Genomic DNA, 16,342 nt, shown 5'->3' with positions numbered 1-16,342 from the left:
ATACTGCTGCAACTCGGCTAATATCAACAGCATCTCCAAGAATTCGTTTTTAGCTCATGTTAACTGCTAACATTCTTTCTCGCTTAACTTGTCGTCGACTTTCATTATTATTAAGTGTAGTTTTTTTTATAGTATTTCAATTTATACTTATTGGTTGTCAGCCACAAACTTTGAAAGCTGAGACAGCGCGATCGCAATGGGTTGTCAGTACGTTAGGCGATCCTAAAACGTTCAACTATGCATTTAATCAGGAGTTTCCTCACGTATTTTTATTCACTGCAGAAGGGTTAACTTCACTTAATGCAATCACCACAGAAATTGAACCAGCGTTAGCTGAAGCTTGGGAAATTTCTGACGATCAAAAGCGCATAGTTTTTACACTTCGCGAAAACTTAAAATGGTCTGACGGCGAACCATTAACTACTGATGATGTTGTTTTTACTTATCAAGATATTATTGCTAATCCAGCAATTCCTACAGATTGGAAAGATACTTTTAAAGTAGGTGAAAGGGGAAGTTTTCCTCAAGTTAATAAAATAGATGATCGCCGTGTTGAATTTCTCCTACCGGAACCTTTTGCACCTTTTTTAAGTGCAACTACAGGTGGTGCAAGCAATCAAGTTGGAATTTTACCAAAACACGCATTATCTCAATATATTACTACTAAAGATAGTGAAGGAAAACCTCAATTTTTATCAGTATGGGGCACAAACACAGATCCTAGCCAAGTTATTGTTAATGGTCCTTACAAAATTGAAAGTTATAGTCCAGGTCAACGCGTTATCTTTCGTCGTAATCCTCACTACTGGCGTAAAGATAGTGAAGGAAATCAATTACCGTACATTGATCGTGTTGTTTGGCAAATCATCGAATCAACTGACACAAGTGTTTTACAATTTCGTTCGGGAGGATTAGATAGCATTGAAGTTTCACCCGAAAACTTTTCATTGCTGAAACGCGAGGAAAAGCGGGGTAGATTTACTGTCTACAATGGAGGACCAAGATTTACTCAAACTTTTATTTCTTTTAATCTTAACAAAGGTCGTAGAGAAAGCGGAAAATATGTCGTCGATCCCGTTAAATCGCGTTGGTTTAATACATTAGAATTTCGCCAAGCGATCGCCCACGCAATCGATCGTCAAACAATGCTCAATAATGCATTTCGTGGCGTTGGGATGATTCAAAATTCACCGATTTTTCCCCAAAGTCCTTATTATCTTTCACCTGAACAAGGCTTGAAAACTTACGAATACAATCAAGATAAAGCAAGAGAATTATTAATGAATGCTGGATTTAAATATAATCCCAAAGGTCAATTAATAGATGCTGAAGGTAATCGCGTTCGTTTTTCACTGATTACAAACGCAGAAAATAGAACTCGTGTCGCAATGGGAGCGCAAATTAGGCAAGATTTAAGTAGAATTGGCATTCAAGTTGATTTTAATCCCATGAATTTTAATACACTTGTCGATCGCCTTTCTAATTCACTTGATTGGGAATGTCATCTTTTAGGTTTTATCTCAGGAACCATTGAACCTCACGATGGTGCAAATACTTGGCTCCCTGATGGTGGATTGCATACTTTTAATCAAAAACCTTTAGCAGGACAAGAACCATTAATAGGCTGGGAAGTCGCAGATTGGGAAGCAGAAATTGGGCGACTTTACATTCAAGGGGCGCAGGAGTTTGATGAAGTTAAACGTCAAGAAATTTACGCACAGACACAACGTATTGCTCAAGAGAATTTACCTTTTATTTATTTAGTGAATCCACTCTCAATTGCTGCAATTCGCGATCGCATTCAAGGCGTAAAATACTCAGCCCTCGGTTCGCTTAGCGGTACGCTGTGGAACAAGTATGAACTAAAAGTGACAGAATAGTGAGTGGTTAGTGGCTAGTAGTTAAAGAAGAGAAAACGGTGACACAACCTGAAGCTTTGCGATCGCTCTTAGAATCTGTTGCTGCTGGTGAAGTTAATCCAGCAGAGGCTTTAGATAAGCTCAAACATCTAAACTATGAACCTGTAGGTGATTTTGCCCGTGTCGATCATCATCGCCGTTTACGCACAGGTTTTCCCGAAGTTATTTGGGGATTAGGTAAAACACCCGATCAGATTGCCCAAATTATGATGGCAATGCGCGATCGCGGTTCTGTTGTCATGGCGACGCGGATTGAACCAGAAGTTTATGCACAACTACAAGAAAAAGTGCCGAATTTGCATTACTATGCAATGGCGCGAATTTGTGCAATTGCTCCTACCATAGAACCTCAATACTCCGGTACGATTGGGATTCTTTCGGCTGGTACTGCCGATTTACCCGTAGCAGAAGAAGCCGCTATGACTGCTGAACTTTCTGGGTTTCGCGTTCAGAGGTTGTGGGATGTTGGCGTTGCTGGTATCCACCGTCTACTGAATAATCGCCATGTCATTGAATCAGCAGATGTCTTAATTGTCGTTGCAGGGATGGAAGGCGCGTTACCAAGTGTGGTTGCTGGTTTAGCCGATTGTCCTGTAATCGCAGTTCCTACCAGTATTGGTTATGGTGCGAGTTTTGGTGGATTAGCCCCCCTCTTGACAATGCTCAACTCTTGTGCTGCGGGAGTCGGAGTCGTAAATATTGATAATGGTTTTGGTGCGGCTGTTTTAGCAGGACAAATTTTGAGAACAGTGAACAAGTGGCAATCACAAAAGTAAATCTGGAATTGATTTTACGTCAGCTGTAGTAGACAGCGGGTGAAAAGGCAAACTCTACTTTTCTGGAGACTTGTATGGTAGGCACCTTATCAAATTCTAGTATCCCTATTGCTGATAATGACCATCTTTCCGAGTTTCTCAGTGACTTTGTTCCGGATGATTTACAAGGAACAGATCATTTTCTAGATGTCATCACGTGGAATATCAAGTTCTTCAATACACGCGATCCAAAGCGCGTAGAACAAATTACAAATATTATGCAAGAGTTAAATGCAGATTTATTTGTACTTCAGGAAATAGAAGCAGGTTCACTCGATAAAGTTGCTCAAAGTTTAACTGAAGCAGGAGCCGGATTGTATAAAGTTGTCTATGGAACAACAGGCGGAGATCTGCGAGTCGCCTTTATGTATGACATGGAGTGGGTCAAAGCTTCTACAGATATCGAAGAAATTTTTACTGACAATCCTACAGTTGTTGTGGGGACAGGACGAGGTTCTAGTAGAAAAGCAGTTTTTCCTCGCTTACCATTGTATGGCAAGTTTGTTGTTAGAGCTATAGAGGAGCAGGAAGGGGAATTACAAGAAGACCCGTTTGATTTTGAACTGATTGGCGTACACTTAAAATCACAACGCGGTGGCGGTCGAGAACAACGTTCTGAAGCTGCGAGACTTTTAGCAGATTGGCTGTTAATGGAAGCTACCGATGAGGATGTCATCATAGCAGGTGATTGGAATGCTCCAGCCGATCGCCCAGAATGGGAAGCAATTCAAGAATTAGAAGAACAAAAAATTCTGAAATTTGCAGGGTTTCATGACGACGGTGAAGGTAGTCATTTACGAGTTGGTGGGCAAAGATCTCGTTTAGACTTTATTGCGGTTACTCACGCGATCGCTGATGCAATCGAAGAAAAATCAGCAGATGAAAATAATGCTTTAGGAAAATCAGTAGTCATTGAGTGGAATGCACTACTCAAAAATCAACGAGGACAGCGAACGAGAAAACTTCTAGAAGAAATTATTGGTACTATCAGCGATCATCTTCCTGTACTAACACGATTTTACTTTACAGATAAAGACTAATAAGTTACTGATGGATAGTGAAGAGTGACCAGTTGCTCTTCACTCATTACTTTAATTGTTAGTAATTAACTAAATTTAATATCATTACAAATATTACTTAATAACTAAAGATAACCAGTGGGGATAAGCATAAGAGTCTTTCGCTTCTAGTTGCCGATGGTGATAGTTTTGAAGTATCCTGCTGGCTGTTTCTTTAAGATTTTCTAAGGTGCGATCGCTTTTACTATAAGCTTCAAAAGCTAAACTCCACCACACATTACTACTAACTTCTAATTCAGTGAGTTCTACATTACAGCCTTCTTCATTCTCGTCTCCCACATTTACACTGATTAATTGATCAGCAAGACTTTTATATGTATGCTGAGTGCGTTTTTTCTTGACACTTACCCAAAATTTACCTGTCACCTCGTTCGGTTGAAAGCATTCATTACTGGAATCTTCACACAGCCACTTTGTCCACTTTTCTGCTTTACCTATAACTTTGCCAAATTGTAAATCACCTAATTCGGCTTTGCGCCATTTAATTTCTAATCTTCCCTGTCGCAGTTTAATTCCCACAAAATCACTTTCAGGAACATATAAGTAAATATCCTCGCGTTCCTCCGCTGATGCTAATCCAAGCTGATCTTGCTCAAACCACTGTAAGACGCCTTCTGGTAGTTTACCAGGATAAAACCAGCGTAGTTCTGCCGTTGTCAGCATATGCGTATTCCCAATCGAGTTGTGATTTCATCTTGACAAGTAACACTCATCAAAGCGAGTATCCCAAGGTGAGATAATTGAAATTGCATTGATTTATGCTTTGCTTATCGCTACCGAGAAGAGTGTATTTTTGCTACCTAAATTTTCCCAATCAACTGATCGCTAAAAATCTTAGAGAAAAATGTTAAGACGACTGTTAGTCATTTTGTTAATCGCTGTTAGCGTTGGTCTGACAAGCTGTACATCCGCCGTTTCTGGCTTGAAAAGTTATGTTGATAGCACTGATGGATATGAGTTTTTGTATCCGAATGGGTGGGTTCCTGTTAGTGTAGCGAATGGTCCCGATGTCGTACTTCACGATTTGATTGAGACAACTGAAAATGTTTCTGTCGTTATTAGTGATGTTCCTCAAGGCAAAACCTTAGCTGATTTGGGAAACCCAAGCGAAGTAGGTTATAAACTCGGTAAAAGTGCGATCGCACCTGTTGACTCTGGGCGAGAAGCCGAGTTAGTTAATGCTGAGGAATTGGAAACAGATACAAAAACCTATTACCTTTTAGAGTACACAGTTAAACTACCCAATCAACAGCAAAGACATAACATGGCTAGTGTTGCCATCAGTCGTGGTAAGCTATTCACTTTCAACGCTTCTACCCCCGAACGACGTTGGACGAAAGTCAAGCCTACACTAGATGCAGTCGTCAAATCTTTTACAGTTTATTAGTGACTCTGTGGATTTATAAGTTCTTTAACAGTTACGAGTAATAACTATTGAGTTAAGAAGTTTAAGAGTTTTCTAAAATTCAAAACTCAAAACTCACGCATTCAAATCTCTCTCAAATGGCTATGCAATTTGTACTTGCTTCTGCTTCCCCAGCGCGACGTCGTTTGTTACAAAGTGTAGGAATTGAACCGACAGTTTCTCCTAGCAACTTCAATGAATCTCAAATTCAAGAACGCGATCCTCGGTTGTTAGTCAAAACTTTAGCCCGAAGTAAAGCTGAAGCTGTTGCACCTCAATTTAATTCTGCGCTGATTATGGGGTGTGATTCTGTTTTATTAATTGGTAGCGAGATTCATGGGAAACCAGCTAACACTGAAGAAGCGATCGCCCGTTGGCAGAAAATGCGGGGTAATGTTGGTGAACTTTATACAGGTCATGCTCTCGTTGACCTACAACAACAGCATACCTTAGTACGCTGCCAAGTCACGCGAGTTTACTTTGCCAATGCAAGCGATCGTCAAATTGAAGCTTATGTAGCGACAGGAGAACCTCTTAAATGTGCGGGAGGTTTTGCCTTAGAAGGCAAAGGTGGTTTATTTGTAGAGAAGTTAGAGGGCTGTCACACAAATGTGATTGGTTTGAGTTTACCGCTACTACGCCAAATGTTGAGCGATCTTAGCTACGATATTACAGATTTTTGGCTCTAGTGTAATGCGCAAAACTGATGTGCATGGAGAATAACTTCTCCATGTTGGGGAACCCACGCTACCCATTCATCATGCGACAACTGACACAATAGCAGCGCTTCATCGTGACTATAATCGCTAGGAAGATCTTGTAGCTGTACCCAACTATTTGCTGTAAATTCTGGCTGTACTTCATTCAGAAAATGTTCAATACTCCAGATCGGGGCGTCTGTCATTTTATGGACATCAAGCTTCATTACTGTTTCCTTCAATAGCGACAACGCTGATTCGGTTGAAACCGCAGCTATAAAGACAAAACCTGTCTTCACAGGTTTTTTTTGACATTCAACTTTATTAGTCCACGCACCAGCTGGACTTTACCTGTAAAGCAGCGACTTCAGTTGCTGAGCCTTAAAGTCAATACAAATATTTTATATATTTTCTGTAGCTTATGCTACAAAACCTTAGTAGCCTTGAGCAAGGAGTTGTTTCATAAATTTACTTTTGTGCTAGCAGTACTACTGCTAGCGGTAATCTAGTTAAAACAACCAGTTCACAAGTGTTGTTTTATGACATCCACGACCTACTCACTACGATCACAACAACATCCTTTAATTCGTCAATTGGCTGATAGTATCGAGTCAGTTTGGCAGCGTCTAGAACTTTCTCCTTACCAGTTACCCCATGAGTTTGGGTATGTAGAAGGAAAATTAGAAGGAGAAAAACTCACAATCGAGAATCGCTGCTATCAAACGCCGCAGTTCCGCAAAATGCACCTCGAACTTGCCAAAGTAGGAACAACGCTCGATATTCTACATTGCGTTATGTTTCCCCGCCCTGAATACAATTTACCCATGTTTGGTTGCGACTTAGTCGGCGGTAGAGGGCAAATTAGTGCAGCGATCGCCGATTTATCTCCTGTTTGTGATGGTAGCTTACCTAATTCCTATTCCCAAGCACTAGCAACGCTTCCAGAAGCCAATTTTTCGCAACCCAGAGAACTTCCAGACTGGGGTCATATTTTTTCAAAGTTTTGCCTATTCATTCGTCCTAATGGTGAAATCGAAGAAGCAATGTTTCTTCAGCAAGTGCAAAGCTACCTAGAAATTCACGTTACCCAGGCGATCGCTGCTCAGCCTGTATCTACAGCGCAACAAGCACAAATTCTAGCAGGTCAACGCAATTACTGTACACAACAACAGCAAAACGATAAAACCCGCCGCGTTCTAGAAAAAGCTTTTGGTAAAGAATGGGCAGATCGTTATATGACTACAGTGTTATTTGACTACATTGAGTGAATCAAAACAGTCCCCACCACCTGCGATCATTCTAACAGAAATGCCAGTAACAGTCGTAGACAGTGGGGCGTTTGTTGAAGCCTAGCGACTCAAGTCGCGGTTTAATAGACTAAAGGAATTCAGTGTTAGAGAAACCTGTCAAGACAGGTAAAGTTTAGTGTAGCTGCGGTTTTAACCGCCAAGCTTCTAAGACATAGCTTGAATAATATAATCAAAGTAGGGTGCAGCTTCAGCAGCATCTTCTGCACTTAACAAGCCCAAAGATGCTTCCTTAAGACAACGAATTGATTCAACCATTCCTGGTACTGGTACACCGAGCGAATTATACATTTCTCGAACACCAATCAAACCAATTTTTTCAATTGGTCCTTTATCACCAGAAAGAACACCGTAAGTAATCAAGCGCAAGTACCAACCGTAGTCACGCAGACACAAAGCCCGTTGGCGTTCGCCATAAGCATTTCCGCCAGGGGCAATAAAATCTGGGCGTTTTTGCCAAAGTTGTTTGCTGGCTTGCTGCACGATCTTCTTTTCATTTTCTGCTAGCGTACTAGCAATACGCATCCGTTGTTCGCCGGTTTGCAAAAAATCTTTAATGTTTTTTAGTTCGCCGCTGCTAGGATAACGCAGTTCATCGTCGGCTTTGAGAATAACGTTGCTAACTATGCTCATGATTAAGGGTATCTCAAAGATCAAAAAAGAATATCACTTGTAGTTTAACGAGTCAGTGGCACTCAAAGAAAGAGAGAGAATACTGTGTCTTTAACAGAATTATCTAATATCAATGCTCAAAATCAGTCAAAAGATTTGTGGCGACAGGGAAATTTAATTGAAGTTGTTATTTACGACTTAAGTGATACAGGTGATGGAGTAGGGCGATTTGACGATCGCATTGTCTTTGTTCCTGATACTGTACCAGGCGATCGCGCTTTAGTACGACTCACCTACACTAAGCCCCAATTCGCTCGTGCTAAGCTTTATCAGTTACTCACATCGTCTCCACACCGCATTCGTCCGAGTTGTATCGTTGCTGATAAATGTGGTGGTTGTCAGTGGCAACATATCAATTATGAATATCAGTTAGAAGCAAAGCAAACTTTAGTTGTTCAAGCTTTGCAACGCATCGGCGGATTTAGCAATCCTCCCGTTAATTCTGTTCTCGCTGCACCTTCAGCGTTAAGCTATCGTAACAAAGCGACATATCCTTTAGGAATTTCAGCGGCAGGGCAAGTCCAAGCTGGTTACTATCAAAAAAACACTCATCAATTAATTAATCTTAATCAATGTCCCGTACAAGACTCGCGATTAAATCCTCTACTGCGCGAAGTCAAGCAAGATATTCAAAATCATAACTGGCAAATCTACGATGAAAAACACCACAAAGGGCAAATTCGTCACTTATCTTTGCGGATTGGGCGTCGTACTGGAGAAATGCTTTTAACATTAGTAGTTAAAGATTGGATACCAGAAATTGCGGTTCAAGCTCAAGAGTGGTTACAGCGCTATCCAGAGTTAGTAGGAGTAGCCCTCAATCGAAACCCCGATCGCACCAATGCCATTTTTGGGCAAGAAACTCGGTGTATTGCAGGAAAAGCTTACTTAATTGAAGAATTTGCTGGATTGCAATTTCAAGTCCGTCCAGAAACATTTTTTCAAGTGAATACCGAAATTGCCGAAGCTTTGTTGCAAGAAATTAGCCAGCAACTCAATTTACAAGGACACGAAGTCTTACTCGATGCGTATTGTGGAATTGGTACGTTCGCTTTACCTCTAGCACCACAAGTTAGACAAGCTATTGGTTTAGAATTGCACCCAATATCAGTACAGCAAGCACAACACAATGCAAATTTAAATCATATCAATAATGTTACCTTTCAAGTAGGCGCAGTTGAAAAATTGCTACCACAGCTAAAAATTGTACCTGATGTTGTCTTACTCGATCCTCCACGCAAAGGATGCGATCGCACAGTTATTGAAACTTTATTGCAAGTTCAACCATCACAAATTGTCTACGTTAGCTGTAAAGTCGCAACTCTTGCCCGCGATCTCAAGTTACTGTGTCAAACAGGCTATCATCTCGTTCGAGTACAACCCGCAGATTTTTTCCCGCAGACATCGCACGTAGAATGTGCAGCCTTTCTTGTTAGTAGTTAGTTGATAGTGGCTAGCAACTAGTCACTAGTCACTTTTTCTTCAGGTAAAATTTTTACGATATCTTCTACTAGTCCTTGAGTCACTTCAGGCTCTGACAGCGGTGTCATAATCTCTAATGTGCCTTGAGTGTAGGCAACTCGTGAGCTACGATATCCACCTAACTCTGCTAAAAACGTCCTCAAATTGCTGCTTTGACCTGGTGAGACATCAACTCGACTAAGTTGCAGCATTACCATAATTCACAATTGACAACAATTAGATTTTGTCGAGCATCATTGTAAGTTGCGATCGCACATACCAATACTTAAAGTATTGTTTCTAAGCATATAAATGTTAGAATATATATAAACCTGCTTTTTTTGGCTAGAAAAACGGTTTACAAGTATATCAGCAGGTAAGCCAACTTAGGTTAGGCTTTTGTTTTATAGATTGGCAGAAAACGACGAGGAATCTATGCTTTTAAGGGCTGAAAGCTTGATACAACTAAATGACTGCACAATCATATTTATCACAATAGACTATAGCATCAGATCACAAACTGCATTTCGCTGAAATGTTCCAATTTTTTTGATATCTATTTTATTTTTGCTCAAAGTGAATTGGATTTAAGTAACTAAAATCAGCAAAAAATCAGCCGATATTTACTAGCTAAAAGTTACGAGGTTTTTGATCTGTGATTACTATTTCACCTCGTCCAGTAGGACGTCCCTGGGGTACAATTAGCTTTGCCTCAACTCTTTATCTTTGTCCAATCTTGGACTTACTTTTAGCAGAGGTACCCTGTAGATGGCAAGCTGAACTGCGCTTAGGACTTCAAGAAGCATTAGTCAACGCAGCAAAGCACGGAAACAACCTCGATCCCAGCAAATTAGTTATCGTTAAATTCAAGATAGAAGACGACCACTATTGGTGGTTGATTTCCGATGAAGGTTGCGGATTTACTCCCCCTTGTGAGTGTAAGGGAAACCCTCATGAACACTTACCTCCCGAAGAATCAGAAAATGGTCGGGGACTGTGTATTCTCCACAAAATTTTTGATCGCGTGCATTGGAACGATAACGGAACAGAATTAAGACTCGGCAAACACTTTAATAATCGTTTTCGCCTACCACTATTACACTAGCCCCTCGCTCCACGCTCTTACTCCCTATTATGTCCATGTGTAGGGCAAGGTGGTGCTGAAATCGAACGATCTAACCAGCCAGATGCTTGCTGTAATCGTTGTAAAGCTTCTTCAGGTTGATTCTGCAGCAAAAATATAATTGCTGCCGCAGCTTGTTCACTCGCACGTACTTTGCGGTTAGACTTCAATCGATGCCAGTCTTGAGGAGAGATCGCAAGTCTTGCCATTAAAGCTTGAGCTAATTCTAAAGTACTCAAGTCTTGGAGATCAAAATTCTTATTATGTTCAGTTTGCAACATAGTCATCAAAAAGTATTTTCATTTATTCTTACTTATAATTTTGAATGCATACTAATTAATTTAGTGTTTGCTATACAAGATACACAAACCTTAAATCTTCAATAAAATGGCGCAGTCGCCCCTAGATCCATTATCCAGTGAAATAGAGCGATCGCTTGCAGAAATAGAGCGATCGCTTGTTGCATTAAAACAACGCTACAACCAAGTACAAAACGATTTACAGCGTCAAGCAACACTTCAGCAGCGCCAAAAAGAACTTGGTAGAACAAAAGAATTTCAAGCTGAACTAAACCGCATCAAAGCCGAACTCGAAGAAATCGAAATGAATTTAGAAAGTCAGTTGTTTTCTTGGGGAAGCCTGAAAGAACCATTTTGGCAAGCCGTACGCTTTGGTGGTTTAGGAATACTGATCGGGTGGATGTTACGATCCTGTGTAAGGTAGTAACGTAGGCTTCGCGCCTGCCAGCGTCTAGGAAAGTATAATAATCTTTACATTTGCCATTGTTGCTGCGCAAGGATTGCTTCTATTCATGCACAAACGGATTATAGATATTTTGCGGCACGGTCAACCGGACGAGTCTGTATTAATTCAAGGTTGGGTACGGACAAAACGCGATCTTAAAGGATTTGCTTTTATTGAAGTTAACGATGGCTCTTCTTTAGCTAGCCTGCAAGTCGTACTTAATGCTGAACTTCCAGAATATGAGTCGCTGTTAAAGCAAGTCAATACTGGAGCTTCCGTTGAGGTTAACGGAAAACTTGTCGCTTCGCAAGGTAAAGGACAACGCATAGAACTACAAGCACAAAGCGTGAAAGTCTACGGAGAAGCTGATCCCGAAGCATATCCACTGCAAAAGAAACGTCATTCGTTTGAATTTTTACGCACCATTGGACATTTGCGATCGCGTACCAACTCTTTAGGTGCCGTTTTTCGCGTACGTAATGCTTGCGCAACTGCGGTGCATCAATTCTTTCAAGAACGCGGCTTTTTGTGGGTACATACGCCAATTATCACGCGCAACGATTGTGAAGGTGCAGGCGAATTATTTACTGTCACAGGTTTTGACCTCAAGGATGTCCCGCGTACAGAAACCCAAGATATTGATTTTAGCCAAGATTTTTTTGGTGGCAAGGCGTATCTCACTGTTAGTGGGCAACTCGAAGCTGAGGTCATGGCAATGGCATTTAGTAATGTTTATACATTTGGTCCCACTTTCCGCGCTGAAAATTCTAATACATCGCGCCACCTAGCTGAATTTTGGATGATTGAACCTGAAATGGCATTTTGCGATCTTCAGGGAAACATGGATTTAGCTGAAGCGTTTCTCAAGCATATCTTCAAGTATGTGTTAGAGACTTGCCCCGAAGATATGGAGTTCTTTAACCAACGGATTGATAACTCGGTAATTGCAACGGCTGAAAATATTATTCATAACCAGTTTGAACGAATTACTTATACAGAAGCGATCGCTCTTTTAGAAAAAGCTGATACACAGTTTGAGTATCCTGTCAAGTGGGGCTTAGATTTACAATCAGAACACGAGCGCTATTTAGCCGAACAGTTATTTAAAAAACCCGTTATTGTTTCTGATTATCCTGTTGAGATTAAAGCATTCTATATGCGGCTTAACGACGATGAAAAAACCGTTGCCGCGATGGATATTCTTGCACCTAAGATTGGGGAGATTGTTGGCGGTTCGCAGCGGGAAGAACGATTAGCCGTATTAGAGCGTAGAATTGTAGCTCAAGGTATGAATCCTGCTGATTTGTGGTGGTATTTAGATTTACGCCGTTATGGTACAGTTCCTCACGCTGGGTTTGGTTTAGGATTTGAGCGCTTGGTGCAATTCATGACAGGTATGGGCAATATCCGCGATGTGATTCCGTTTCCGCGATCGCCATTAAGTGCAGAGTTTTAACATAGTAGGAGGTAAATCACAGTTCAACCAACTGTAGCTCAAGCTTTTGCTTGTTTGCGCGTATGTCAGATGCTTTCTCACAGCAGACAATATTCAGGTAATTGTAAGGCGTGACGGTAATTAAGAGCTTTTTAATGAAACCTGATTTTAAAGCTATGCCTTTAGCAGAGTTGCGAGATTATGTCAAGGAGCGTCGCAATGATGATGAAGCTACCTATGAGTTATTCGTGAATCGACGAGATCCTAATGCTAAAAAGTATCCAGCACCTTTAGATGAGGCAGGGATCAAGACTATGGAAGAAGCTTTTCGCCGCAAAATTCAGGGCAAACCAGAACTATAGCCTTCTTTAAAATACAAGGTCATAACTTAATGTAGAAACTCAGCAAGTGCGATCGCTGAGTTTCGTTGCTTTTCTCCTGTTTGCTGTGTATAATCGACTTCCAGGGAATTAAATCCGGTATCCCGACCGAATAACCGGAGTTTCAAGGAGAAGGTTTCATGGGGCTGCTGCAAATTATCCCAACGCTACGAGCATCGTGGAAGAAGTTTGTGTCCCTATTCTTAGTAGGAGTCGGATTAAGTGTAGCGATCGCATCGTGTGCGCCTTCTAGTGCTCAAAACCGTGATGTCGAGATTACACTAGTGTCCTACGCTGTTACGAAAGCCGCGTATAAAGAAATTATTCCGCAGTTTACAGCGATGTGGAAACAGCAACACAATCAAAATGTGCTGTTTAACGAAAGTTATGGTGGTTCTGGCGCTCAAACTCGTGCGGTAGTCGATGGCTTAGATGCTGATGTTGTAGCGTTAGCATTAGCACTTGACATGAAAAAAGTTGAAAAAGCGGGCTTAATTCAACCAGGCTGGGAAAAAGAAGCGCCAAATAATGCGATTGTACACAAATCTGTAGCCGCTATTGTGACTCGTGAAGGCAATCCTCAAGGCATTCAAACTTGGTCAGATTTAACTAAAAATAACGTCAAAGTTGTTACAGCTAATCCAAAAACCTCTGGTGGGGCGCGGTGGAACTTTTTAGCATTATGGGGCGCAATTAAAGAAACTGGAGGAAGCGATACCGAAGCTTTGGACTTTGCCCGCGAAGTTTATCAAAATGCGCCTGTGCTACCGCGAGATGCGCGTGAAGCGAGTGATGTCTTCTTTAACCAAGAAGAAGGCGATGCTTTAGTTAACTATGAAAACGAAGTTCTATTTGCAGCCCAACGAGGTGAAAAGCTGCCATATGTAGTACCAAAAGTCAACATATCAATTGATAATCCGATTGCAGTCGTAGATAGAAACGTTGACAGACACGGCAATCGCGAAATAGCAGAAGCTTTTGTTCAATTTCTCTTTACTCCTGCTGCACAACGAGAGTTTGCCAAAGTAGGATTTAGACCAGTTGACCCTACAGTAGAAAAAGAATTTGCCAATCAGTTTCCCAAGATTGAAACGCTATTTACAGTACAAGACCTGGGAGGCTGGAATACAGTACAACAGCAGTTTTTTGAAGATGGCGCTGAGTTTGACAAAATTCAAACAAGTTTAGCTGCAGCAAGATAGGCATCGTGCGACAAAGGGCGATCGCTTCTTTAAAAAACCACTTCATAACTACCACATATATCATTCTGCTTAATTTATGGCGGTATCCTCCACTCAACCCATCCCTGTACGTAAAAATCCGAAGTTCCACCTAACATGGCCGTGGCGGATTACGATTACTTACATGACATTTATGCTGTTTTTGCCAGTTGCTGCGTTATTTTTGAGGGCAGCAACGGTATCACCAGCAGAATTTTGGCAAATTGCGACAAGTCCTGTAGCGCTTTCAGCATATGATGTAACATTTGTTACTGCAATATTTGTAGCTTCAGTCAATGCAGTATTTGGAACTTTAATTGCTTGGGTTTTAGTACGATACGATTTTCCCTTGAAGCGATTTGTTGATGCAGCAATTGATTTACCCTTTGCTTTACCAACAGCAGTTGCAGGATTAACCTTAGTATCGGTTTATAGTGAAACCGGCTGGGTTGGTTCTTTACTCACACCTTTAGGTATCAGAGTTGCCTTTACGCGGTTAGGTGTTGGTGTGGCAATGTTGTTTATCTCTTTGCCATTTGTCGTGCGATCGCTGCAACCAGTTTTACAAGAATTAGATATTGATGTTGAAGAAGCTGCTTGGAGTTTAGGTGCTTCTCGCATCCAAACCTTTTGGCGTGTAGTCTTACCACCATTATTGCCAGCGTTGCTAACAGGAGTTGCACTAGGCTTTTCGCGTGCAGTAGGCGAGTACGGTTCGATTGTGATTATTGCTTCCAATATCGCATTTAAGGATTTAATTGCATCTGTACTAATTTTCCAACGCTTAGAGCAATACGACTATGCAGGCGCAACTGTCATCGGTACTGTTTTATTACTAATTTCGCTACTTATTCTCGTGGGGATCAATTTATTACAAGCTTGGAGGAGACGCTATGAGGTCTAATGCTTTAAGTAGTGATGTTATTGCCCAAAATAAAGCAGGTTCTCAAACAAAAGAAGCCCCGTGGGTCAAAATTGCATTAATTGGCATTGCAATTACCTATCTTGGACTAGTATTATTTCTTCCTGCAATCAATGTTTTCATCCAAGCTTTCAGAAATGGAGTAGGACCTTTCTTTGCGAATTTCTCGGATGCAGCATTTATCAATGCAATTCAATTAACAGTTCTAATTGCTTTAATTGTTGTACCAATCAACACTGTGTTTGGTTTATGTGCAGCTTGGGCGATTACACGGCACAAGTTTCCTGGTCGTGCTTTAGTTGTTAGTATTATAGACTTGCCCTTTGCCGTATCTCCTGTAGTGGCAGGCTTGATGTTGATACTACTTTACGGTAGAAGCGGTTGGTTAGGACCGAGTCTAGAAGCAATTAATGTCAGAATTATTTTTGCACTACCAGCAATGATTATTGCCAGTGCTTTTATCACTATGCCTTTCGTTGCTAGAGAGGTGATTCCTGTATTAGAAGAAGCTGGTACAGATCAAGAAGAAGCTGCTAAAACCTTAGGGGCAAAAGATTGGCAAATATTTTGGCGTGTTACCCTTCCTAACATTCGGTGGGGTTTACTCTACGGTGTGATTTTGACTAACGCTAGAGTCATGGGTGAATTTGGTGCTGTCTCTGTTGTATCTGGCAACATTATTCGTAAAACACAAACGTTACCACTGTATGTTGAAGAAGCTTATAAGCAATACGAGTCACAAGCAGCATTTGCTGCATCGGTATTACTCGCTTGTTTAGCACTAGTTACCTTAGTACTTAAAGAAATTCTAGAACGCAAAACTAGCATTAAGGATGTAGAGGAATAGGTCATTTAAATGGTAGTTTCCAGTCAAGCTGAAAATAGATCAACCACAACTCGTATCAAAGTTTGCATCCTTAAGCAATTACGTGAGGAACCAGTCATTTCACATCTGATTTCTCAGCATAATCTGACTGTTAATATATCTGCTGCATTACTCAACCCTAACGGTCGCGATGATGGCTGGTTTGATTTAGAGGATGTCTGAAAAGTCAAAGACTATACCAATCGTCTCAACATAAGACGAATCATCGCAACTTGAATCATCGCCTCAGAAGTGGCAGGTAAAACCTCATAATCTTTGCTCAGTCTCCGACACCAG

20 protein-coding genes are annotated in these 16,342 nt (G+C 41.1%); 15 read left to right on the top strand and 5 right to left on the bottom strand.

The genetic code is table 11. From position 1 onward, the window contains the following. The first annotated feature begins 56 nt into the window (after positions 1-56). The 3 genes from IQ230_RS16395 to IQ230_RS16385 all read left to right on the top strand — a co-directional run bounded on the left by IQ230_RS16395 (position 57) and on the right by IQ230_RS16385 (position 3,774). Entirely contained in the window at positions 57-1,880 is a 1,824-nt protein-coding gene (locus IQ230_RS16395; protein ID WP_193933196.1) for an ABC transporter substrate-binding protein, read from the top strand. Between the two features lie 38 nt (positions 1,881-1,918). Then, positions 1,919-2,695, top strand: coding sequence for a nickel pincer cofactor biosynthesis protein LarB (gene larB / locus IQ230_RS16390; protein WP_193933194.1), 777 nt, complete (start codon positions 1,919-1,921; stop codon positions 2,693-2,695). 74 nt (positions 2,696-2,769) lie between these two features. Continuing rightward, positions 2,770-3,774 carry an endonuclease/exonuclease/phosphatase family protein gene (locus IQ230_RS16385; protein ID WP_193933185.1) on the top strand — a complete coding sequence of 335 codons (1,005 nt, stop codon included), beginning with the start codon at positions 2,770-2,772 and terminating at the stop codon, positions 3,772-3,774. Positions 3,775-3,867: 93 nt separating this feature from the next. Here the strand turns inward: IQ230_RS16385 and IQ230_RS16380 are convergent, their stop codons facing one another. Continuing rightward, a complete protein-coding gene (locus IQ230_RS16380; protein ID WP_193933183.1) occupies positions 3,868-4,476 on the bottom strand; it encodes a hypothetical protein in 609 nt (202 codons plus the stop codon). A gap of 181 nt (positions 4,477-4,657) precedes the next feature. Between IQ230_RS16380 and psbP the strand changes: the two genes are divergently transcribed. Both psbP and IQ230_RS16370 read left to right on the top strand, forming a co-directional pair. Beyond that, positions 4,658-5,200 (top strand): photosystem II reaction center PsbP, encoded by a 543-nt coding sequence (psbP, locus tag IQ230_RS16375; protein WP_193933181.1) that lies wholly within the window; start codon positions 4,658-4,660, stop codon positions 5,198-5,200. A gap of 116 nt (positions 5,201-5,316) precedes the next feature. Further along, positions 5,317-5,907, top strand: coding sequence for a Maf family protein (locus IQ230_RS16370; protein WP_193933179.1), 591 nt, complete (start codon positions 5,317-5,319; stop codon positions 5,905-5,907). On the opposite strand, the gene IQ230_RS16365 is transcribed toward IQ230_RS16370, so the two are convergent. Beyond that, positions 5,904-6,143, bottom strand: a complete 240-nt coding sequence (locus IQ230_RS16365; protein ID WP_193933177.1) for a hypothetical protein — start codon at positions 6,141-6,143, stop codon at positions 5,904-5,906. The two genes, IQ230_RS16370 and IQ230_RS16365, sit on opposite strands and share 4 nt — an antisense overlap. 312 nt (positions 6,144-6,455) lie before the next feature. On the opposite strand from IQ230_RS16365, the gene IQ230_RS16360 reads away from it, so the two are divergent. Further along, on the top strand, positions 6,456-7,184 hold the full coding sequence (locus tag IQ230_RS16360) for a phycocyanobilin:ferredoxin oxidoreductase (RefSeq protein ID WP_193933175.1): 729 nt from the start codon (positions 6,456-6,458) through the stop codon (positions 7,182-7,184). Positions 7,185-7,370: 186 nt separating this feature from the next. Here IQ230_RS16360 and IQ230_RS16355 read toward each other — a convergent pair whose 3' ends face one another. Further along, positions 7,371-7,856, bottom strand: a complete 486-nt coding sequence (locus IQ230_RS16355) for an allophycocyanin subunit alpha-B (protein WP_193933173.1) — start codon at positions 7,854-7,856, stop codon at positions 7,371-7,373. Between the two features lie 84 nt (positions 7,857-7,940). Between IQ230_RS16355 and rlmD the strand changes: the two genes are divergently transcribed. Beyond that, positions 7,941-9,338, top strand: a complete 1,398-nt coding sequence (gene rlmD / locus IQ230_RS16350; protein ID WP_193933171.1) for a 23S rRNA (uracil(1939)-C(5))-methyltransferase RlmD — start codon at positions 7,941-7,943, stop codon at positions 9,336-9,338. Between the two features lie 17 nt (positions 9,339-9,355). Here rlmD and IQ230_RS16345 read toward each other — a convergent pair whose 3' ends face one another. Further along, positions 9,356-9,574 carry a hypothetical protein gene (locus IQ230_RS16345; RefSeq protein ID WP_193933169.1) on the bottom strand — a complete coding sequence of 73 codons (219 nt, stop codon included), beginning with the start codon at positions 9,572-9,574 and terminating at the stop codon, positions 9,356-9,358. A gap of 482 nt (positions 9,575-10,056) precedes the next feature. Here IQ230_RS16345 and IQ230_RS16340 point away from each other — a divergent pair, with 482 nt between their 5' ends. Further along, positions 10,057-10,461 (top strand): ATP-binding protein, encoded by a 405-nt coding sequence (locus IQ230_RS16340; protein ID WP_322742447.1) that lies wholly within the window; start codon positions 10,057-10,059, stop codon positions 10,459-10,461. Positions 10,462-10,478: 17 nt separating this feature from the next. Here the strand turns inward: IQ230_RS16340 and IQ230_RS16335 are convergent, their stop codons facing one another. After that, the gene (locus IQ230_RS16335; RefSeq protein WP_193933254.1) at positions 10,479-10,760 is read right to left on the bottom strand and encodes a DUF6439 family protein; all 282 of its coding nucleotides are present in this window, start codon (positions 10,758-10,760) and stop codon (positions 10,479-10,481) included. Between the two features lie 106 nt (positions 10,761-10,866). On the opposite strand from IQ230_RS16335, the gene IQ230_RS16330 reads away from it, so the two are divergent. The 7 genes from IQ230_RS16330 (at position 10,867) to IQ230_RS16300 (ending at position 16,228) form a co-directional block, all read left to right on the top strand. After that, on the top strand, positions 10,867-11,202 hold the full coding sequence (locus IQ230_RS16330) for a DUF2203 domain-containing protein (protein WP_193933165.1): 336 nt from the start codon (positions 10,867-10,869) through the stop codon (positions 11,200-11,202). Between the two features lie 88 nt (positions 11,203-11,290). Continuing rightward, positions 11,291-12,679, top strand: coding sequence for an asparagine--tRNA ligase (gene asnS, locus IQ230_RS16325; protein WP_193933163.1), 1,389 nt, complete (start codon positions 11,291-11,293; stop codon positions 12,677-12,679). 134 nt (positions 12,680-12,813) lie between these two features. Further along, positions 12,814-13,020 carry a DUF6887 family protein gene (locus IQ230_RS16320; RefSeq protein ID WP_193933161.1) on the top strand — a complete coding sequence of 69 codons (207 nt, stop codon included), beginning with the start codon at positions 12,814-12,816 and terminating at the stop codon, positions 13,018-13,020. 158 nt (positions 13,021-13,178) lie between these two features. Then, complete coding sequence (locus tag IQ230_RS16315; protein ID WP_193933159.1) at positions 13,179-14,240, top strand: sulfate ABC transporter substrate-binding protein; 1,062 nt, start codon at positions 13,179-13,181, stop codon at positions 14,238-14,240. 76 nt (positions 14,241-14,316) lie between these two features. Beyond that, positions 14,317-15,162, top strand: coding sequence for a sulfate ABC transporter permease subunit CysT (gene cysT, locus IQ230_RS16310; protein ID WP_193933157.1), 846 nt, complete (start codon positions 14,317-14,319; stop codon positions 15,160-15,162). Further along, positions 15,152-16,027 (top strand): sulfate ABC transporter permease subunit CysW, encoded by an 876-nt coding sequence (gene cysW / locus IQ230_RS16305; protein WP_193933155.1) that lies wholly within the window; start codon positions 15,152-15,154, stop codon positions 16,025-16,027. The genes cysT and cysW overlap by 11 nt, the downstream gene beginning before the upstream one ends. Before the next feature lie 9 nt (positions 16,028-16,036). After that, positions 16,037-16,228 carry an NIL domain-containing protein gene (locus IQ230_RS16300; RefSeq protein WP_193933153.1) on the top strand — a complete coding sequence of 64 codons (192 nt, stop codon included), beginning with the start codon at positions 16,037-16,039 and terminating at the stop codon, positions 16,226-16,228. Positions 16,229-16,342: the final 114 nt, after the last annotated feature.

It is taken from the genome of Gloeocapsopsis crepidinum LEGE 06123, from assembly GCF_015207655.1.
In the GTDB taxonomy this organism is placed as follows: Bacteria; Cyanobacteriota; Cyanobacteriia; order Cyanobacteriales; family Chroococcidiopsidaceae; genus Gloeocapsopsis; species Gloeocapsopsis crepidinum.
Note: the sequence above shows the minus strand (reverse complement) of the source record. Positions and strands in the feature narration are given on the sequence as shown.

Excerpts from the sequence above, each read along its gene's own strand:
- IQ230_RS16395 (WP_193933196.1), top strand. The coding sequence starts at position 57 with ATGTTAACTGCTAACATTCTTTCTCGCTTAACTTGTCGTCGACTTTCA.
- IQ230_RS16385 (WP_193933185.1), top strand. The coding sequence starts at position 2,770 with ATGGTAGGCACCTTATCAAATTCTAGTATCCCTATTGCTGATAATGAC.
- IQ230_RS16380 (WP_193933183.1), bottom strand. The coding sequence starts at position 4,476 with ATGCTGACAACGGCAGAACTACGCTGGTTTTATCCTGGTAAACTACCA.
- psbP (WP_193933181.1), top strand. The coding sequence starts at position 4,658 with ATGTTAAGACGACTGTTAGTCATTTTGTTAATCGCTGTTAGCGTTGGT.
- IQ230_RS16370 (WP_193933179.1), top strand. The coding sequence starts at position 5,317 with ATGGCTATGCAATTTGTACTTGCTTCTGCTTCCCCAGCGCGACGTCGT.
- IQ230_RS16365 (WP_193933177.1), bottom strand. The coding sequence starts at position 6,143 with ATGAAGCTTGATGTCCATAAAATGACAGACGCCCCGATCTGGAGTATT.
- IQ230_RS16360 (WP_193933175.1), top strand. The coding sequence starts at position 6,456 with ATGACATCCACGACCTACTCACTACGATCACAACAACATCCTTTAATT.
- IQ230_RS16355 (WP_193933173.1), bottom strand. The coding sequence starts at position 7,856 with ATGAGCATAGTTAGCAACGTTATTCTCAAAGCCGACGATGAACTGCGT.
- IQ230_RS16345 (WP_193933169.1), bottom strand. The coding sequence starts at position 9,574 with ATGGTAATGCTGCAACTTAGTCGAGTTGATGTCTCACCAGGTCAAAGC.
- IQ230_RS16335 (WP_193933254.1), bottom strand. The coding sequence starts at position 10,760 with ATGTTGCAAACTGAACATAATAAGAATTTTGATCTCCAAGACTTGAGT.
- IQ230_RS16330 (WP_193933165.1), top strand. The coding sequence starts at position 10,867 with ATGGCGCAGTCGCCCCTAGATCCATTATCCAGTGAAATAGAGCGATCG.
- asnS (WP_193933163.1), top strand. The coding sequence starts at position 11,291 with ATGCACAAACGGATTATAGATATTTTGCGGCACGGTCAACCGGACGAG.
- IQ230_RS16320 (WP_193933161.1), top strand. The coding sequence starts at position 12,814 with ATGAAACCTGATTTTAAAGCTATGCCTTTAGCAGAGTTGCGAGATTAT.
- IQ230_RS16315 (WP_193933159.1), top strand. The coding sequence starts at position 13,179 with ATGGGGCTGCTGCAAATTATCCCAACGCTACGAGCATCGTGGAAGAAG.
- cysT (WP_193933157.1), top strand. The coding sequence starts at position 14,317 with ATGGCGGTATCCTCCACTCAACCCATCCCTGTACGTAAAAATCCGAAG.
- cysW (WP_193933155.1), top strand. The coding sequence starts at position 15,152 with ATGAGGTCTAATGCTTTAAGTAGTGATGTTATTGCCCAAAATAAAGCA.
- IQ230_RS16300 (WP_193933153.1), top strand. The coding sequence starts at position 16,037 with ATGGTAGTTTCCAGTCAAGCTGAAAATAGATCAACCACAACTCGTATC.